Source organism: Sorangium sp. So ce836 (genome assembly GCF_028553905.1).
In the GTDB taxonomy this organism is placed as follows: domain Bacteria; phylum Myxococcota_A; class Polyangia; order Polyangiales; family Polyangiaceae; genus Sorangium; species Sorangium cellulosum_D.
Genome location: NZ_CP102233.1, coordinates 8,173,837 through 8,191,223, shown reverse-complemented (window position 1 = coordinate 8,191,223; position 17,387 = coordinate 8,173,837). Strand labels below are relative to the sequence as shown.

Below are 17,387 nucleotides of genomic sequence, written 5' to 3'. Positions count from 1 at the left end.
AGGAGAGCACAGCGCCGAGGGAGAGCGGCGGACACGGCGACCGCGCTGGAGATGATGGAGTTCTTCGCCCGATTCCGCGAGCTCTACAAGTCGCCATCGTCGTCGAGCGAGGGCCGGGCGCGGGCCCGCCGTCAGCCGCCCTGCCGGCGGGCCGCGGCGACGCGCGCGACGAGCCGCTTCACCTCGGCCGCGTCCACCGGTTTGGTCAGGTGGTGGTCGAACCCCGCCTCGCGGGCCTGCCGCCGATCCTCCTCCGTGCCCCAGCCGGTGAGCGCCACGAGGAAGAGACCGGTCAGGTCGGGCTCGGCCCGGAGCCGCCGGGCCACGTCGTAGCCGTTCATGCCCGGCAAGCCGATGTCCAGGAACACGACGTCGGCGCCGAGCTCCCGGGTTGCGGTCAGCGCGTCGGGGCCGGTGTGGACCGCCCGGGTCTCGTGCCCCGATAGCCGGAGGAGCAGGGCCAGGCTCTCCGCCCCGTCGACGCTGTCGTCCACGACGAGGACGCGGAGGGCGGCCGGGGGGGCGCCGTGCGCAGGGCCGGCGGACGATGGCCTCGGCGCGGCCTCCTCGGCGGCGGCGAGGGGGAGGCGGATCGTGAACGTCGAGCCGCGGCCGGCGCCGTCGCTCTCGGCGTGGATCGAGCCGCCGTGCAGCTCGACCAGGCGCTTCACGAGGGTGAGCCCGATGCCGAGGCCGCCCTGGGCCCGGTCGATCGAGCGGCCAACCTGGGTGAACATGTCGAACACGTTCGACAGCATGTCGGCCGGGATCCCAACCCCGTTGTCCGCGACCCGGACGACCACCGCGGCCCCGTCGCGCTGGGCGGCGAGCCGGATGCTGCCGCCGGCCGGGGTGTACTTGGCCGCGTTGTTGAGGAGGTTCGCGAACACCTGGGCGAGCCGGGTCGGGTCGGCGTCCAGCAGGAGAGAGGCCGGCGGGAGCCGGACCGCGAGCTCGTGCGCCGCCGCCTCGATGAGCGGGCGGCTCGTCTCCAGGGCGCTGTTCAGGACGGCCCGGAGATCGATGCGCTCCTTCCGCAGCTCCACCTTGCCGCGGGTGATCCGGGAAACGTCGAGCAGGTCGTCGATCATGCGGGCCATGTGCCCGATCTGCCGGTCCATCATGTCCAGGATTTTGCGGGCCTGGTCCGCGCTGCCGGCGACCTTGAGGATCTCGAGGCCCGTCCGGATGGGGGCGAGCGGGTTCCGCAGCTCGTGGGCGAGCGTGGCGAGGAACTCGTCCTTCCGCCGGTCCTGGTCGCGGAGCTGGTCGTAGAGCCGGGCGTTTTCGATGGCGACGGACGCGATGTGCGCGAGCTGGACGAGGATCGCCTCGTCGCTCTCGGTGAAATCCCCGTCGTGCTTGTCGGAGAGGTGGATGAGGCCGAGGTTCTCGCCGCTCCGGCCGATGAACGGCGCGACAAGCCAGCCCCGCATCGGCGGGAGCTCAACCTGGGTGAGGGGCGGCGACGGGGGCTCAACCTGGGTGGGCGGGAGCTCAACCTGGGTGGGGGACGGCGGGGGCTCAACCTGGGTGAGGTACGGCTGCCCCAGCTCAACCCGGGTGAGCCCAACCTGGGTGAGCCACGCCGGGGGGACCCCCAGCTCAACCCGGGTGAGCCGCACGGGACGGTTCGTGCGGCAGACCACCGCGTAGACGCCGTCTTCCGCGGACGGAACCGCCGGGCCACGCCAGCCGTCGTACTTCCCGGACGTGGCCACCGGGTTTACCGCCTGCGACTCGTCGACCCCAGCGTTCAGCCGGGTCACCGCCAGGCGCGCCCCGATGATCCGCCGGGCCTCCTCGGTGATCCCCTGGAGCACGCTGCCCAGGGACCCGGACGCGTGGATGGTCAGCGCAGCGTCCGCCACCTGCTTGAGGAGCCGGCCTTGCTCCCGCTCCAGCTCCAGCAGCCGCGCCACCCGCTCCTCGTCGAGCTTGCGGGCGGTGACGTCGACCGTCACCCCGTCGAACCGCCGGGGGGTTCCGTCCGACGCATAGGCCGTCCCGCCCAGCGCCCGGACCCACTTGAACGCCCCCGTGGCCGGATCGACCGTCCGATAATCCATGTCGTAGGGGATCCGCTCGCGGATCGACGCCTCGATGGCCCGTCGGGTCGGCTCCCGGTCGTCCGGGTGCAGCCGCTCGTAGAACGTGCCGATGGTCACCCGCGCGTCCGGCGGCAGCCAGAAGTGCTCCTTTACCTGGTCGTCCCAGATCAGCTCGTCGAACGGCAGATCGCAGTACCAGAACCCGAGACCCGACAGCCGGACCGCATAGTCGAGCCGCTCGTCCCGCTCCCGCACGCCCCGGGCCGCCCGCGCCCGCTCGATGGCCTCCCAGCAGCGGCCGACCACCAGCCGCACCAGCCCGACCTCATCGGGCGTCCAGCGCCGCGGCACCTTCTGGTGGACCGCCATCGCCGCCGTGAACCGGCCGGACTTGTGCAACGGCACGCAGATGACCGCCTGGATCTCCGTCGCCCGGTACGCCGCGAGGTCGCCTCCGGCCCTCGGGTCCGCGTCGACGTCGTCGAGGACGTACGGCTCGTTCGCGAGCATGAGCCGCACCACCTCGGGGCCGAAATCGGCGACCGGCCACCGGCCCACGATGCTCCGGACACCCCGCGTGTGATCGCCCGTGATGACGAACACGCGCTCGTCCTCGACCTCCGCGTAAGCGCACCGGTCCACGCCGAGGTGCTCCGCGAGCAGGCGCGCCGTCACGGCCATGACCTCGCCGGGATCGACGAGCGGCTGGGTGGCCGCGGCCAGCTCGGCCAGGAACCGATGCCGGCCCTCGCTCTCCCGCAGCGCCTCGCTGGCCCGCCTCGCCTCCCGCGCCTGGGCCAGCGCATGCACGGCCGTGGCGGCGAACCGCGACAGGCTGGAGACGAGCCGCGCGTCCTCGGCGTCGAACTTCCGCTCGTCGGAGTGCGCCACGACCCAGACCGTGCCGATCGGCGCGCCGCCCGCGTGGAACGGGACGGTCAGCGCCTCGACGATCGCCGGATCCATGGCCGCGCCGGCCGCGAAGTGGCGGGCAGGGGGCGAGAACGAGAAGAGGAGCGCCGCGTTGCAATCGAGGACGGCGCCGCAAGGGCTCGGGCGCCGGGGCATCGTCCCACCGATGTGGTGCGCAAACGCCCCGGCGAGGGCGACCCACCGGAACACCTCGCGGCCGTCCTCCACCTCGAGCACGCTGACGCCCGCCGAGTCGGCCCGGCAGAGCTCGAGCAGCAGCGACACGAGCGTCGGGAGGACGTCCTCCAGCGACCCGGCCATCGCCTCGGCGAGGGCGATCAGGGCCCGGTTCTCGGCCGCATGATCGGGCAGCCGGGACGGGCGGAGGGAGAGCGCCTCGGCGGCCAGCACCTCGTCGATGCGGACCCCCGGAGGCGAGAGCACGGCGGCGCCGTCGCAGCGCGGAGCGCTCATCGGCAGGGACGCTCCACCCGATCCGAGCCGTGCGCGGGCAGGGCGGGGACGCCGAGCGCCTCGGACGCCGGACCGACCGTCATGGCGTCCCGAAAATCGAGCAAGCTCGGCTTTGAATGCTGCATGCGTTCGGCGGAGCTTGCTAAGGCGATGGGCGGGCCACCGCAAGCCGTCGGCCGCGCGCCCTGCGCGCCGGGGCGTCCCCTGCGGCGCACGGGCGGGTCACCCGGGCTGGCGCGCCGCCCTCGGCGCCGGGAGCGCCCTCGGCCGGGGAGCGCGCGTCATCCTTGCTGCGGCTCGACACGCGCGGAGCGTAGTCCGATCGCCGGAGGGGCGTCCACGCCGAGGCGAGCGCGCCGAGCGGCTCGGTCCTCTCGCCGGGGGCGGCAGGAGCGCATCTCGCACGGCTGTCTCCGCCGGTCCTGCGCATGGCCTCGGTCTCGCTGTCGAGGGGGGCCCGCGCGCGCGTCAGCATGACTCTGGAGGACGGCGCGCCGCGCCGGTTTCTGGGGCGTATCCGGAGGTCCGTTTGCCGGAAGCGTCGAAGAAACCATCCGGACCCGACCGGATCACATCGGGACCAGCTCGGGACCGAGCGGCCCAGCGCGACGAACTCAGCAGCTCCCGGCGTTCGGCTCGCTCGGCCGGGCATTCTGATTCGGTGCTCATCCTGATAGGATGAGCGTGGACCATGCTCGAGATCCTGCGCAATGCGCACTACACCGTGACGATCGATCCGGCGGCGCAGCTCGCGCGGGTGACGCGGAGCACGGCGCCGTCCGAGTCTGCCGCCATGTTCGAGGAGCGGTGGATGGAGGTGAGCCGCGCGCTGGACCGCGCCGGCCGCAGCGGGCTGTGCCTGCTCGTCGACCTGCGCGCGGCGGCGGGGCGGAACGACCCGCAGTTCGAGGCGGCGATGCAGCGGCTGCGGCCAGCCGTGATGGGCGGCTTCCGCCGCGTCGCCGTCCTCGTGCGGACGACCGCGGGGGCGCTTCAGATTCAACGCCATGTCCGGGAAGACGGCATCGACCGGATGATCGGCAGCGACGAGGCCCAGCTGCTCGATTACCTCCGTGAGGGACGGCCGCGCTGCCGCTGACGCGGATCGCGCCCGACATGGCCCCACCGGCGTGCGCCGCGGCGCCGCTCGTGATCTTCATCGACGCGTCCTCCGTTCGGTCGTTTGCATCGCGTGTCCCCCCTCCGGTGAAGCGGCCGCGATCCGAGGTCGCAGCCCGGCACCGCCGCAGCGCGAACGGCGGTCACCCACGCTCCCTCGCAGCACGGCCCCCCGACCGTGCCGCCGCACGCCCTCTGCAGTGCGCGCGCGTCACGAGGGCGGCTCACCTTTTTTGACCGGCCGGAGACGATCTTCGTAACTAATTGAAAACGAACCGCTTTTCCGGGCCATCCGCCGCGCCGCCGGCGCGCGCCTCGGCGGCCGCCCCGCCCGGCGAGGCGCCGCGCTCCGGGGAGGTGGTCAGTCGAAGACTGGGACGGAACTCCTCTGTTCGGCGCCGAGGGCCATGTCCTTATCAGGGTTGTACAACCCTCGTACTTCGGTTTTCCCGTTTGTCGCGCGATTCGCTTGTCAGCTTGCGAATCCGCCGTATAGTCAATCCGAGTCGCGTCCCCGCCATCCGCCATGGAGTCACGCGGGGTGTTGCAGCGCTCGTGTCGATCCGCCGGATCGGGGCACTCACCATCTCAGCTCCGCTCCGGCGATGCCCTGGACGGCGTTTGCCGGGCACGAGGGGCCGGTCGCGAGGGGATGGAAGGAAAGCCGTGTACGGCTGGCGCCGGACGAGCAGGCGAGTCGGCGGGACCGGCGGTCCACGCGTTTGGGGGGGAGAGGGGTATGGAGACACAGGTCGCTCACGGTATCGAGGATCGCGCTCGCAGGGACTCGCGGGCTCTTCAGCGGCTCGCCATCGCGCACGTGGTGAGCAGCTTCCAGACCGGCGGCGCCGAGCAGGTGGTCGTCGATCTCGCGGCGTCCCAGCGCGCCGCGGGCCACGACGTGCTGGCGGTCGCGATCGCCGAGGATCCGGACGGGCCGCGCGCCGAGCAGCTCCGGCGGCGCGGGGTCGAGGTGCGCCTCGTGCCGAAGGGCCCGGGGTTCGACAGGACGCTGACCGCCCGCCTCGCCGCGCTGTTCGCGACGAAGGGCGTCACGCTCGTCCACGCGCACAACCACCTGTCGCTCATCTACGCGGCGCCCGCCGGGTGGCTGCACCGGGTCCCGGTCATCCACACGAAGCACGGCGTGTCCCAGGACATGGAAGGACGAAGGTGGCTGCGCAGCGCCGCGTCCGCGTTCGTCGACGCCCACGTCGCGGTGTCGTACCCGACCGCCGCGGCCGTCCTCGGCCGGCGCGAGGTCGACCGGCCGAAGCTGCATGTCGTGGCGAACGGCATCGATCTATCGCGGTTCGCGCCGGATCCGGCGGCGAGGGGCCGGGTGAGGGCCGAGCTCGCGATCCCGCAGGACGCCCTGGTCGTCGGGAGCGTGGGGCGCCTCTCTCCCGTGAAGAACCACGCGCTCCTCGTGCGCGCCGCCGCGAGGGCGCTGCCCCGGAGCGGGCGGCTCCTCCTCGTCGGCGACGGCCCCGAGCGCGGGCGGCTCGTCGCCCTCGCGCGCGAGCTCGGCGTGTCCGATCGCGCGCTGTTCGCCGGGGAGCGTCACGACGTGCCGGCGCTCCTCGCCGCGCTCGACGTGTTCGCGCTGCCGTCCCTGTCCGAGGGCCTGCCGCTCGCGCTCCTCGAGGCCATGGCCGCGGGGCTGCCGACCGTCGCGACCGACGTGGGCGGCGTGCCCACCGCGCTCGTCGACGGTGAGACGGGCTTCCTCGTGCCCTCCGGCGAGGTCGCGCCCCTCGCCGCGAGGCTCGCGGAGCTCCTGGCCGATCCCGCGCTCGCTGCGCGGATGGGCCGGCGCGGCCGCGCGATCGCCCTCCGGCGCTACTCCGCCGCCCGGATGGCCGAGCGCTACATGGATCTCTACGCGCTGCTGCTCGCGCGGCACACGCCGCGCGCCGCCGCCGTCCGCCCGAGCTCCCTGCTCGCCTGGATCTGGGGCGCGAGCCAGAGGCCGCGCCAGATCACCGCCGCTCCGGGCCGCGGCGACGGCCGGGCTTCCGGCGATCACCCGCCGCCGGCCGCGCTGGCGAGCTGAGCGGACGACGGCGCGCCGCTGTCATCCATCGTTCTTTCGTAAGGCTCTCGAGGGGGGAGGACCCATGTCGAACGTTGCGAAATGGCTCTCGGATCTCCTGGCCGCGCCCTGGGCGACGCGGCCGTTCACGCGGGTGATGCGCGGGCGCGTGACCATCATCGTCATGCACCGGCTCGCGGACCCGGCTCGCGGCATCGCGGGCGTCGATCCGCGCGATCTCCGGCGCGCGCTGGAGTTCCTGAGGAAGGAGCGGTATCCGATCGTGTCGCTCGAGCGGGTCTTCCGGAGCCTCGCGGGCGAGGCGGCGCCCATCGACCGGGCCGTCGCCTTCACGATGGATGACGGCACGAGCGACCAGGCGACGGTCGCCGCGCCGATCTTCGCGGAGTTCGATTGCCCGGCGACCGTCTTCGTCGTGACCGGCTATCTGGACGGAGAGCTGTGGTGCTGGTGGCACCGCGTGGAGTACGTGTTCGAGTCGACGCGGCGCCGCGAGCTCAGCGTCATGGTGGCCGGCATCCGCCACGTCATGCGCCTGGACGAGGGCGTCCCGCGGGCGCACCTCGCGCGGCGCTTCATGGAGCACTGCAAGCGCATCCCCGAGATCGAGAAGCTCCGCGCCGTCGAGCGGCTCGCCGCCGCCGCCGAGGTCGAGCTGCCGGCGCGCCCGCCCGAGCGTTACGCGCCGATGTCGTGGGACGACGTCCGCGCGTGCGAGGCGCGCGGCATCACGTTCGGCCCGCACACGGTCACCCATCCGGTGCTCTCCAGGACGAGCGACGCGCAGTCGAAGCGCGAGATCGTCGTGTCCTGGGCGCGCCTGTGCGCCGAGGCCAGGCGCCCGGTCCCCATCTTCTGTTATCCGAACGGGCATGTCGGGACGGACTTCGGTCCTCGCGAGTGCGCCACGCTGCGCCGGCTCGGCTTCCTGGGGGCCGTGACCAACTGGCCTTGCGACCACGCGACCGTCGCGGGATTCCAGAGCTCGCCGGACGCGCCGTACTCGGTGCCCCGGGTCGACTTCGGCGCGGATCACCGGAGCTTCATCCGCTCGGTGTCGGGCGTCTTGCGGACGAAGCAGCTGCTGAAGCGGCACGTCGCCCAGCGGGGCGCGGCCGCGCCGGCCGCGGCCGCGCCGGCCGATGCGGGCCTCTCGCCCGAAGGCCCCCAGGACGAAAACCGCGGCCCGTCGACCTCGCTGTTCGAGTGACCATGGACCGACAAGACATCGGCGCCATCCGCTTCTCCCCCGAGCGCCCCCCGGCGCTCGTGCTGGGGGACATCACCCTGGTCCGACCGCTCGGGATGGCCGGAATCCCGGTCATCGCGGCGACGAAGGATCGGTCCGACGCGGTCCTCTGCTCGCGCCACGTGCGCGCCGCCTGCGTCGTGCCCGGCTTCGACGAGGCGAGCCGGGACGCGTCCGCGTCCGTCTTGCTGGGCCTCGGGGAGCGGCTCCACGCGGCGCTCGGGCGCAAGATCCCCCTGTTCTACGGCACGGACCCGCAGCTCGAGCTCGTCTACCGCCACCGGGCGGCGCTCGCGCGGCACTTCCTCTTTCTCCTCAACGAGGAGGACGTGCGCTGGTCGCTGCTCGACAAGGAGGGGTTTTACGGCCTCTGCGAGGCGAGGGGCGTCCTCGCGCCGCGCACGCTGCGGCCCGGCGGCGATCTCGCGCGCCTGCGCGAGCCGCTGCTCGTGAAGCCGCGCCGCAAGTCCGCCTGGGCCGAGATCCAGCGCGACCTCCTCGGCGGCGCGGGGAAGGCGCGCCGCTTCGACACGCGCGCCGAGCTGCTCGCGCACCCGCACTTCGAGCGCCTCAAGCGCGACCTCATCGTCCAGGAGCACATCCCGGGCGGCGTCGTCGATCTCGTGTCGTTCCACGGCTTCGCCGACGAGCGGCGGGAGCTGCTCGCGTGGTTCTGCGGGCGCAAGCTCCGCACCTACCCGGGCTTCGCCGGCGAGAGCGCGCTCATCGAGGTCACGGACGACGAGGCGGTCGCCGCGGCCGGGCGCGAGGTCGCGGGGAAGCTCGGGCTCAAGGGGCCGTTCAAGATCGACCTCGTGCGCGACGCGAGGAACGGCGCGCTCTACACGCTCGAGGTCAACGCCCGGTACACCCTCTGGAACCACGTGGGCGCCGCGGCGGGCGTCAACCTGCCGCGCGTCGCGTACGACTACCTGGTCGAGGGCCGCCGCCCGGCCGAGGCGCCGCGCGCCGCCGCGGGCTACCGCTGGCTCGACGTCTACCGCGTCTACCGCGCGTTCCGGGAGCAGCGCGGCGGCGCGTCCCTCGCGACCTGGCTCGGCTCGGTCGCGGGGGCGCCCACCGTCTACGACGCCTTCGCCTGGGACGACCCGAGGCCCTTCGCGCGATGGGCCAGCACATTCCTCACACGAAAGGTGGCTCGCCATGCTCTACGGGATCATCTCGGACGTTCACGGTAACCTCGAGGCCCTCTCGGCCGTACAGGCGTTCCTCGCGGAGCGGGGCGTGGAGCACCTGCTCTGCCTCGGGGACATCGTCGGGTACAACGCCGACTCGGACGCGTGCGTGCGCCTGCTCGCGCGGCCGCCGGTCCTCGCGATCGCGGGCAACCACGATCTCGTCGCGATCGGGCGGATCGACGTCGAGCGCTGCGGCGCGAAGGCCGCCTTCGCGCTCCGGCGCACGCGCGCCGCGCTCTCCGCGGACAGCAAGCGGGCGCTCGCCCTCTTGCCCAGGCGGCGCCTCATCGAGGGAGAGATCGTCCTCATTCACGGCGGCGTCGTCGATACGTGCGAATACATGACGAGCCCCGCGCACATCGAGGAGAACGCGCAGATCCTCGGCGAGCGCGAGCCCAGCGGGCGCATCTGCCTGTTCGGGCACACCCACGTCCAGGCGCTCTACGAGGTCGAGGCGGGCGTCGCGACGCTGCGGTCGGCCTGCGAGCGCGTCTCGCTGGACCGCGCGCGGGGCAGGCGCTTCTTCATCAACCCCGGCTCGGTCGACGCGGCCCGGAGGAGCGCGAAGCTCGCCGAGTTCGCCATCTTCGACTCGTCGCGACAGGAGATCTGGTTTCACCGGGTCCCTTACGATCACGAGCGCGCCGAGCGGCGCGCCGCCGAGGAGGGGTATCGAATGACATGGCTGGACAAGCACCTCGGCGCGGCGCGGGGGGCGATCGCCCAGCTGCGGCCGCGGTTTCGCTGAGGGGCGGCGATGCCGCCGCGCCGCGCGAGGGGGGCCGGGCGGCGCGGGGGCAGGGGAGGAGGGGTGTTCGATGGGGAGGTATTCGATGGGGAGGGAAAGATGCTGCGGTTTCACCTGGTGACCGAGGTCGCCGAGCTCGCCGCGATGCGGGGGGCGTGGGAAGATCTGATGGGGCGGAGCGACATGGGCGAGCCGATGCTCGCGCCGGACTGGATGCTCGCCTGGTGGCGGGTGTTCGGGGCGCAGGGCCGCTCGCTGCGCGCCGCGCTGTTCTTCGACGGGCCCCGCCTGGTCGGCCTCGCGCCGCTGCTCGAGCGCCGCTGCCGGCACAGGAGCGGCATCCCGTTCCGCCGGCTGGAGCTCCTCGCCTCGGGCGAGGACCAGGCCGACGAGATCTGCTCCTGCAACCTCGGCGTCATCGCCGAGCGGGGCGCCGAGGCCGACGTCGCGCACGCGCTCGCCGACGCGCTCACGGGCGCGGCGCTGGGCGCCTGGGACGAGCTCGTCCTGCCGGCCATGCGCACCGACGGCGCGCTCCCCGTGGTCCTCTCGCGCGCGCTCCGGAAGCACGGCATCGACGCGCGGATCGAGGTCACGGACGCCTCTCCCTACATCCCGCTGCCGTCCAGCTGGGAGGCGTACCTGCGCGCGCTCTCCGCGTCGCGCCGCTACCTCGTGCGCCGCTCGATGCGCGATCTCGAGGCGTGGGCGGGCGGCGCGCTGACGCTCGAGCGGGCGAGGACGCCGGCGGAGCTCGCCGGGGCGCGGGAGATCCTGCTCCGCCTGCACGCCGAGCGCTGGTCGGCCGACGGGCGCGCGGGCGTCTTCGCCTCGCCGCGCTTCCGCGCGTTCCACGACGAGGTGATGCCCGCGATGCTCGAGCGCGGCGCCCTCGACCTCACGTGGCTCTCGGCGCGCGGCGAGCCCGTCGCGGCGCTCTACAACCTCGTCTGGAACAACAAGATCTACTTCTACCAGTGCGGGCGCAGGGTCGACCTGCCGAAGGGGCTCCGTCCCGGGATCGTGGTCCACGCCTACGCCATCCGCGCCGCGATCGAGGCGGGGCGGCGCGAGTACGATTTTCTGGACAGCCCCTGCCAGTACAAGCTGGCCCTGTCGCTTTCGGCGCGGCCGCTCGTCGAGCTCCGGGCCGCGCGGCCCTCGGTGAACGACAGCGCCCGCCGCGCCGCGGAGCTCGCCGCGCACGAGCTCCGCGTGATGAAGCGGCGCGTGCTCGCCACGTGGCGCGCCGCCGCCCGCTCGCTCGGCCGCGACCCGGCCGATCCGCCGGCGCCCCCGCGCGGCGAGCCGGCGATCGCCGCGGCCGACGGCGCGAGCCCCGGGCCGGCGGCGCGGGAGCGCGCCGCCTCGCCATGAGCCGTTCGCCGGGCGCGGGGATGCTCGGGCCTCCCTGCGGTGCTCCGCGGGGCGTGAGGCGCCTCTAGGCGCGGCTCAGAGTCCGACCGTGGCGCGGAAGAACTGGCCCTCTCCCTCGATGGCGTAGCCCCCCGAGGCGAACGGGACGAAGATCGAGCCGCCCTGGCGGAGGGGCTGGGCGGCGCCGCGCGCGTCGACCAGCGACGCCTGTCCCCGGGTGCACAGCACGATCTCGGGGCCGCGCCGGTCGTCGGTCCGCCACGACGACGCGGCGTCGAGCTCGATGCGCGAGAGCCGGAACTCCGGCGCGGGGGTGTCGTAGATGGACTCCGCGCCGGCCCGGCGCGGCGCGACGGGCGCGACGCACCACGGGGAGAAGTCGAGGACGCGCAGGAGCTCGCCGACGTTCACGTGCTTCGGCGTGAGCCCGCCGCGCAGCACGTTGTCGGAGCTCGCCATGATCTCGATCCCGACCCCCTGCACGTAGGCGTGCAGCCGGCGCGGCGGCAGGTACAGCGCCTCGCCCGGCTCGAGGTGCACGTCGTTCAGCAGGAGCGCGATCACGACGCCGACGTCGCCCGGGTAGAGCTCGTGCAGGCGCAGCGCCCAGCCCGCGGCGCGCGCGAGCCGCCCGCCCGCCTCGGCGCGGGCGCGGCACGCCTCGACCACGGCGGACACGAGCTCCCGCCGCGCCGCCGGCCCGAGCGCGAGCAGGCCCTCGACGAGCCGCGCGACCGCGGCCGCGTCGACGGGCCCGTCGACGCGCGGGACGAGCGCGTCGCCCGGGCCGCCGGCGAGGAGCGCGAACACCTCCGCCAGGGCCTCGGCCGGCCGGAAGCCGCAGAGCGCGTCGAACGGGGTGAGCGCGCAGATGAGCTCGGGCTTGTGGTGCGGGTCGCGGTAGGTGCGCTCGGGCGCGTCGACGGGGATGCCGGCCGCGTTCTCCGCGTCGAACCCGCGCCGCGCCTGCGCCTCGTCCGGGTGCGCCTGCAGCGACAGCGGCTGGTCGGCCGCGAGCACCTTGAGCAGAAACGGCAGCCGCGCGCCGAAGCGATCGCGCGTCGGCCCGCCCAGGAAGGCGTCCGCGTGCGTGGGGATGGCGTCGATCAGGCGCTCGCGGCCTCCGTCGAGCGCGATGGTCGAGGAGGCCGCCGGGTGGGCGCCCATCCAGAGCTCGGCCTGAGGCTTGTCGGAGGGGCCCTGTCCGAGCAGCGCCGCGATGGCCTCCCGCGAGCCCCAGGCATACTCCTGAACACGGTTCTCGAGCGCGAACATGGCTAGCTCCTGCGGGCGGCACCCTACCGGATGGCCCCGGGGAAGTCAGCCCTTGAGCGCGTGGGCGATGCCGCTCTCCAGCGTCGACCGCGTGACAAGGCCGCTGAGATCGGCGCCGAGCTCGACGCGCGCGGCTGTCGGGGGCGTCACGCGCGGGAAGTCAAGAGGTCCCCGGGGGGCGTAAGACGCGCTTCGGGCTCGCGCTGCTCGGCGGCTTTCGGCTCCGCGGCTGACGCGGCGCGCGGCTCCGGCTTTACGCGGTCCGGCGTGCGCCCTAGGCTCGGCGAATATGACCACGACCAAGGACGAAGCGCGGCTCTCACCCATCCTTGCGAGGCTGCGCGACGCCGCGCTGGCCTATCCCGAGGCGGTGGAGGAGTTCCCCTGGGGCGATCGCGTGGCCAAGGTGCGCAGGAAGATCTTCGTCTTCCTCAACATCCACGAAGGGAAGCTCGTCGTGACCGCGAAGCTGCCGCAGTCGGGCGAGGCCGCGCTGCTGCTGCCGTTCGCGGCGCCGACCGGGTACAACCTCGGCAAGAGCGGGTGGGTGACGGCGCGCTTCGGTCCCAAGGACCGCGTGCCCGAGGCGATGCTGCTCGAGTGGATCGAGGAGAGCTACCGCGCGGTGGCGCCGCAGCGGGCTTTGCGGGTGACGGAAGAGGGGGCGACGGGGAAGGGGGCGAGCGAGCGAGAGGGGCAGGGGAAGAAGGGGGCTGCGGCCGGGAAGAAGGTTGCGGCGAAGAAGGGGGTTGCTGCGGCCGGGGAGAAGGTTGCGGCGAAGAAGGGGGCTGCGGCGAAGAAGGGGGCTGCGGCGAAGAAGGGGGCTGCGGCGAAGAAGGGGGCTGCGGCGAAGAAGGGGGCTGCGGCGAAGAAGGGGGCTGCGGCGAAGAAGGGGGCAAGGGGAGAGCCCGCGCCGCGGAAGAAGACGCCTCCGGAGCAGAGAGCGCAGCCCGCCCCACGCCGAGGAGGCTCGACGAGGGGCACCGGATGACGGCCCGACCGGACGCGGACGATCATGCTTGGAACGCCGTCTGGATGTGATCTACCTGGACGCTGGAGTCGTCCGAGCGCACCGCGAAGAATTCACTCGTTGAATCCATCTCAACTGCGGTAGGCTCGCGCTCATGGAATGGGAGATCTTGGATGGGCAAACGGTGCAGGGGCCGTTTGCCGAGGCGGCCGTCATTGCAGAGATCCGCAAGGGATTGCCGCCGACGACGAAGGCGCGACCGGTAGGCAAAGAGCATTGGAGGCCCATCGGTGCACACGAGCCTTTCGCTCACGCGCTGTCGGAGCTCATCAGGTCTCCGACGTCGCCCGTGGCTGCGCGTTCGCAGATATATGATGGCATCACGTTCGTGATCTGGGCGGCAGTTCTCGCATGGTCTGGATACGTGCTTTCCGACTCGCTCGGAGCATCCAGCAAGAGCGCTCCGTTCGACGCGGGCTGGGTCGCCGTCGCTGCGAAGTGCACCTTCGGCTACGTTGTCGGTAGATCGCTTCACTTCATCGTGCGTGCTGCGAAGGGGTAGCTTCGCTGCCATTGGCGCTCCTCGTCGGCAACATTCCCCTCCGCCATCAATGAAGCGCGGTCCTCGCGCGCTCCCGGCCTCGGCGGCGAGGCCGGCACGATGCGACACGACCTCCACCGTCCCTGGAGCACGACGGCGCCGAGGCCCCGCGTCTGCCGCCGACGTGCAGCGGACGCTCCTCGGGTGGGACGACGGAGCCGTCCGCGGTATCCTGGCGCCATGGCCGCGACCGCTTCGACCCCCTTACGTGCGCTCCTCGACACCTCCGCCCGTTGACGGCAGGGCCCACCCACACCCACGGAAAGCCCTCGATGCCCCAGCGCGAGCCATCCACGGAACCGCCCTCCGCCCCGCCAGGCCCCGCCGCCCTGCGTCCGCCCCCGCCGCGCTGGCGCCGTCTCCGGGCCGTCGTGCTCGCCGCCGCCGTGCTCTACCTCCTCGGGGTCGTCGCGGTCTGGCTCGCCCTGCCCATCCTGGGCGACCGCTTTTGGCCCGCGACGCTCTTCCTCTTCGGCCCGCGCCAGGTCATCGCCCTCCCTCTGCTCGTCCTCGTGCCCGCCGCTCTCCTGCTCCGGCGCCGCGCCCTCATCCCCGCGGCGCTGGCGGCGGCGATCGTGGTCGGGCCCATCCTCGGGTACTGCTTCTCGCTCCGGGCGCTCACCGGCGGATCGGGCCGCGGGGACCTGCGCGTCGCGTCCTTCAACACGGGGAGCCGCGCCATGAGCATGGAGCGACTCAAGGCCTTCGTGGCCGAGTCCCGGCCCGACGTGCTCGCCCTGCAGGAATGCTCGATCCCCGAGCCCGAGCTGACAGCCACCTTCCCGGGGTGGTCCGTCCACGTCGACCGCGGCATGTGCCTCGTGAGCCGGTATCCGGTCCTCAAGGCCGAGTCGAGAGATCGCAGCGACGTCTGGCGCGCCGGCGGCCACGGCGCCATCCTCCGCTACGCGATCGCGCTGCCGGACCGCGCGGCCCCCGGCGCCCCGCCCAACTCGCTCGTTCCGACTGCCGCTGCCGCGGGCGCGCCCGACGCGCCCGACGCGCCGCGGCCGGGCGCGCAGGCGGCGCCCGGGGCGCGCACCTTCAGCCTCCTCAACCTGCACCTGGAGACGCCGCGCGAGGCGATCGAGGCGCTGATTCACGGCCTCTGGAAGCAGGCCGCGGAGCACGACCGCGTCATCGCGCTGCGCGCGTGGGAGTCCGAGCTCGCGCGCCAATGGGCCGACGAGGCGCCCTATCCGGCCGTGATCGTCGGCGACCTCAACATGCCGGTCGACAGCGCCATCTACCGGCGCTTCTGGTCGGGCTTCGAGAACGCGTTCTCCCGCGCCGGGCTGGGGTTCGGCGCGACGAAGCGGACGCGCTGGTTCGGCATCCGCATCGACCACGTCCTCGCCGGGCCGGGCTGGACCACCGAGCGCGCCTGGATCGGCCCGGACCTCGGCTCGGACCACCTCCCCATCCTCGCCGACCTGCGCTGGACCGGCAGCCCGCACGAGGGGTCGCCCTGAAGTTCAGCAACTTCGGTCAGGCACGGCCGGCACCCCCTCGTTATCCTGTCGCTCGCCGAGGAGGACACCGCCCTTGACCGAAGCCACCGAGAACGCCTGCTTCGTCAGGTTCCGCAGGGTGCTCGAGCACATCGACGCGCACCTGGACGAGGACCTGACGCTCGATCGGCTGAGCGGCGTCGCCGCGTTCTCGAAATACCACTTCCACCGGCAGTTCTCCGAGCTCTTCGGCATCGGCGTCCACGAGTACGTGAAGCTCCTCCGCCTGCGGCGCGCCTCGCAGCGGCTCGCCCTCCGGGATCAGGCCCGGGTCACCGACATCGCGCTGGAGAGCGGGTACGAGAGCCTCGAAGCGTTCTGCCGCGCCTTCAAGAAGGCGTTCGGCCAGACCCCGTCCGAGTTCCGGGAGCAGCCCCGGTGGGACCCGTGGCACGCGATGCACGAGCGCCTGAGCGAGGCGAGGACACTGCCCCTCCGCGCCCAGGAGCGCGCCGGAGACGTGAAGATCGCGCGCTTCGAGGAGACCCGCGTCGCCGCCCTCGAGCACCGGGGCGACCCGAGGCGGATCCTGGAATCGGTGCGGCGCTTCATCGGGTGGCGCAAGGAGAACCGCCTGCCGCCGCGGAGCAGCGCGACCTTCAACGTCCTCTACTACGACCCGGCCGAGACCCCGCCGGAGGCCTTCCGCATCGACCTCTGCGCGGCGACCCACCGCCCCGTGCCAGACAACCCGCTCGGCGTCGTCGCGAAGACGATCCCCGGCGGCCGGTGCGCCGTCCTGCGGCACATCGGGGGCGATGACACGCTCTTCCACGCCGTGAGGCACCTTTACGCAACGTGGCTCCCCGCGAGCGGGGAGGAGCCGCGGGATTACCCGCTCTTCCTGCAGCGCGTGCGCTTCTTCCCGGAGGTGCCCGATCACGAGGGCGTCACCGATATCTTCCTCCCTCTCCAGTAGACGAACCCCTCCAGACCCTCTCCCATCCTCCAGATGTCCGCAGGAGAACCCCGCATGAGTCGATTCGTGGGCAGCCGAAGCCTCGTCGTGCGCGACGAGGCGAAGGACCTCTCGTTCCCGGTCCTGCTGATGTACCCGACGCGCGTCCCCGCCGAGATCGTGGCGATGGGGCCTTATTCGCTCGAGGTCGCGCCGAACGCGCCCGTCGACGGCGGCGCGCTGCCGCTCGTGGTCCTCTCGCACGGCGGCGGCAGCTCGCCTTTCGTGTATCGCACGCTCGCCTCCCACCTCGCGCAGAGCGGATACGTCGTCGCGATGCCGGAGCACCCGGGGGACAATCGCAACGATCGAAGCAGGTCCGAGACGCTCGAGAACCTCCGCGATCGACCGCGGCACCTTCGCCTCGCGATCGATGCCGTCGCTTCCGATGCGGAGATCGGGCCGCGCCTGGGGGAAGACGGCGTCGCGGTCATCGGGCATTCCATGGGGGGTTATACCGCGCTCGCCGTCGCGGGCGGGCAGCCCTTCGCGGGATATGGGCAGAAGATCGAGGTCACCAAGGACCCGCGCGTGAAGGCGCTGGTCCTGATGGCCCCCGCGACCGGCTGGTTCGGCCTCAACGACGCCTTGAAGGACGTCACGGCGCCCATCCTCTTGCTCGTCGCGGAGCACGACCGCATGACGCCGAGGTGGCAAGGGCAGCTCGTGCTCGACCTCGTCCCCGACCGGGCTCAGGTCACCTTCGAGGTCGTCGAGAACGCAGGCCATCATTCCTTCTTGAGCCCGTTCCCTCCCCAGATGCGGACCCCGGGCTTCCTGCCCGCCTGCGATCCCGCCGGGTTCGATCGCGAGGCGTTTCACCGCAAGCTCCCGCAAGACGTGCGCGCGTTCCTCGACCGGATCTGGTCGCGAAGAGGATAGGTCGC

The 17,387-nt window shown here is 72.9% G+C and carries 13 protein-coding genes; 11 read left to right on the top strand and 2 right to left on the bottom strand.

Annotated features, from left to right (window positions below; translation table 11 throughout):
- Positions 1–131: 131 nt before the first annotated feature.
- Entirely contained in the window at positions 132–3,437 is a 3,306-nt protein-coding gene (locus tag NQZ70_RS29485) for a GAF domain-containing protein (protein ID WP_129577190.1), read from the bottom strand.
- Between the two features lie 691 nt (positions 3,438–4,128).
- On the opposite strand from NQZ70_RS29485, the gene NQZ70_RS29480 reads away from it, so the two are divergent.
- From NQZ70_RS29480 to NQZ70_RS29455, 6 genes are all read left to right on the top strand, one after another.
- Positions 4,129–4,536 carry a hypothetical protein gene (locus NQZ70_RS29480; RefSeq protein ID WP_129577189.1) on the top strand — a complete coding sequence of 136 codons (408 nt, stop codon included), beginning with the start codon at positions 4,129–4,131 and terminating at the stop codon, positions 4,534–4,536.
- 759 nt (positions 4,537–5,295) lie between these two features.
- Positions 5,296–6,612 (top strand): glycosyltransferase, encoded by a 1,317-nt coding sequence (locus NQZ70_RS29475; protein WP_129577188.1) that lies wholly within the window; start codon positions 5,296–5,298, stop codon positions 6,610–6,612.
- Positions 6,613–6,676: 64 nt separating this feature from the next.
- Positions 6,677–7,822, top strand: a complete 1,146-nt coding sequence (locus tag NQZ70_RS29470; protein WP_129577187.1) for a polysaccharide deacetylase family protein — start codon at positions 6,677–6,679, stop codon at positions 7,820–7,822.
- Positions 7,823–7,824: 2 nt separating this feature from the next.
- Positions 7,825–9,060 (top strand): hypothetical protein, encoded by a 1,236-nt coding sequence (locus tag NQZ70_RS29465; protein ID WP_129577186.1) that lies wholly within the window; start codon positions 7,825–7,827, stop codon positions 9,058–9,060.
- Positions 9,026–9,808, top strand: coding sequence for a metallophosphoesterase (locus NQZ70_RS29460; protein WP_129577185.1), 783 nt, complete (start codon positions 9,026–9,028; stop codon positions 9,806–9,808). Before NQZ70_RS29465 ends, NQZ70_RS29460 begins: the two co-directional genes overlap by 35 nt.
- Before the next feature lie 99 nt (positions 9,809–9,907).
- Complete coding sequence (locus NQZ70_RS29455) at positions 9,908–11,185, top strand: GNAT family N-acetyltransferase (protein WP_165374229.1); 1,278 nt, start codon at positions 9,908–9,910, stop codon at positions 11,183–11,185.
- Positions 11,186–11,260: 75 nt separating this feature from the next.
- Here the strand turns inward: NQZ70_RS29455 and manA are convergent, their stop codons facing one another.
- Positions 11,261–12,460, bottom strand: coding sequence for a mannose-6-phosphate isomerase, class I (gene manA / locus NQZ70_RS29450; RefSeq protein ID WP_129577183.1), 1,200 nt, complete (start codon positions 12,458–12,460; stop codon positions 11,261–11,263).
- A gap of 289 nt (positions 12,461–12,749) precedes the next feature.
- Here manA and NQZ70_RS29445 point away from each other — a divergent pair, with 289 nt between their 5' ends.
- The 5 genes from NQZ70_RS29445 to NQZ70_RS29425 all read left to right on the top strand — a co-directional run bounded on the left by NQZ70_RS29445 (position 12,750) and on the right by NQZ70_RS29425 (position 17,382).
- Positions 12,750–13,451, top strand: coding sequence for an MmcQ/YjbR family DNA-binding protein (locus NQZ70_RS29445; protein WP_129577182.1), 702 nt, complete (start codon positions 12,750–12,752; stop codon positions 13,449–13,451).
- A gap of 133 nt (positions 13,452–13,584) precedes the next feature.
- Positions 13,585–13,992: a hypothetical protein gene (locus NQZ70_RS29440; protein WP_129577181.1), complete on the top strand. Its 408-nt coding sequence runs from the start codon at positions 13,585–13,587 to the stop codon at positions 13,990–13,992.
- Positions 13,993–14,402: 410 nt separating this feature from the next.
- Positions 14,403–15,503 (top strand): endonuclease/exonuclease/phosphatase family protein, encoded by a 1,101-nt coding sequence (locus tag NQZ70_RS29435; RefSeq protein ID WP_129577180.1) that lies wholly within the window; start codon positions 14,403–14,405, stop codon positions 15,501–15,503.
- Between the two features lie 73 nt (positions 15,504–15,576).
- On the top strand, positions 15,577–16,461 hold the full coding sequence (locus NQZ70_RS29430; RefSeq protein ID WP_129577179.1) for a GyrI-like domain-containing protein: 885 nt from the start codon (positions 15,577–15,579) through the stop codon (positions 16,459–16,461).
- 54 nt (positions 16,462–16,515) lie between these two features.
- On the top strand, positions 16,516–17,382 hold the full coding sequence (locus tag NQZ70_RS29425; RefSeq protein ID WP_129577178.1) for an alpha/beta fold hydrolase: 867 nt from the start codon (positions 16,516–16,518) through the stop codon (positions 17,380–17,382).
- Positions 17,383–17,387: the final 5 nt, after the last annotated feature.

Coding starts and splice junctions, on each gene's coding strand:
- NQZ70_RS29485 (WP_129577190.1), bottom strand. CDS start 3,437: ATGAGCGCTCCGCGCTGCGACGGCGCCGCCGTGCTCTCGCCTCCGGGG.
- NQZ70_RS29480 (WP_129577189.1), top strand. CDS start 4,129: ATGCTCGAGATCCTGCGCAATGCGCACTACACCGTGACGATCGATCCG.
- NQZ70_RS29475 (WP_129577188.1), top strand. CDS start 5,296: ATGGAGACACAGGTCGCTCACGGTATCGAGGATCGCGCTCGCAGGGAC.
- NQZ70_RS29470 (WP_129577187.1), top strand. CDS start 6,677: ATGTCGAACGTTGCGAAATGGCTCTCGGATCTCCTGGCCGCGCCCTGG.
- NQZ70_RS29465 (WP_129577186.1), top strand. CDS start 7,825: ATGGACCGACAAGACATCGGCGCCATCCGCTTCTCCCCCGAGCGCCCC.
- NQZ70_RS29460 (WP_129577185.1), top strand. CDS start 9,026: ATGCTCTACGGGATCATCTCGGACGTTCACGGTAACCTCGAGGCCCTC.
- NQZ70_RS29455 (WP_165374229.1), top strand. CDS start 9,908: ATGCTGCGGTTTCACCTGGTGACCGAGGTCGCCGAGCTCGCCGCGATG.
- manA (WP_129577183.1), bottom strand. CDS start 12,460: ATGTTCGCGCTCGAGAACCGTGTTCAGGAGTATGCCTGGGGCTCGCGG.
- NQZ70_RS29445 (WP_129577182.1), top strand. CDS start 12,750: ATGACCACGACCAAGGACGAAGCGCGGCTCTCACCCATCCTTGCGAGG.
- NQZ70_RS29440 (WP_129577181.1), top strand. CDS start 13,585: ATGGAATGGGAGATCTTGGATGGGCAAACGGTGCAGGGGCCGTTTGCC.
- NQZ70_RS29425 (WP_129577178.1), top strand. CDS start 16,516: ATGAGTCGATTCGTGGGCAGCCGAAGCCTCGTCGTGCGCGACGAGGCG.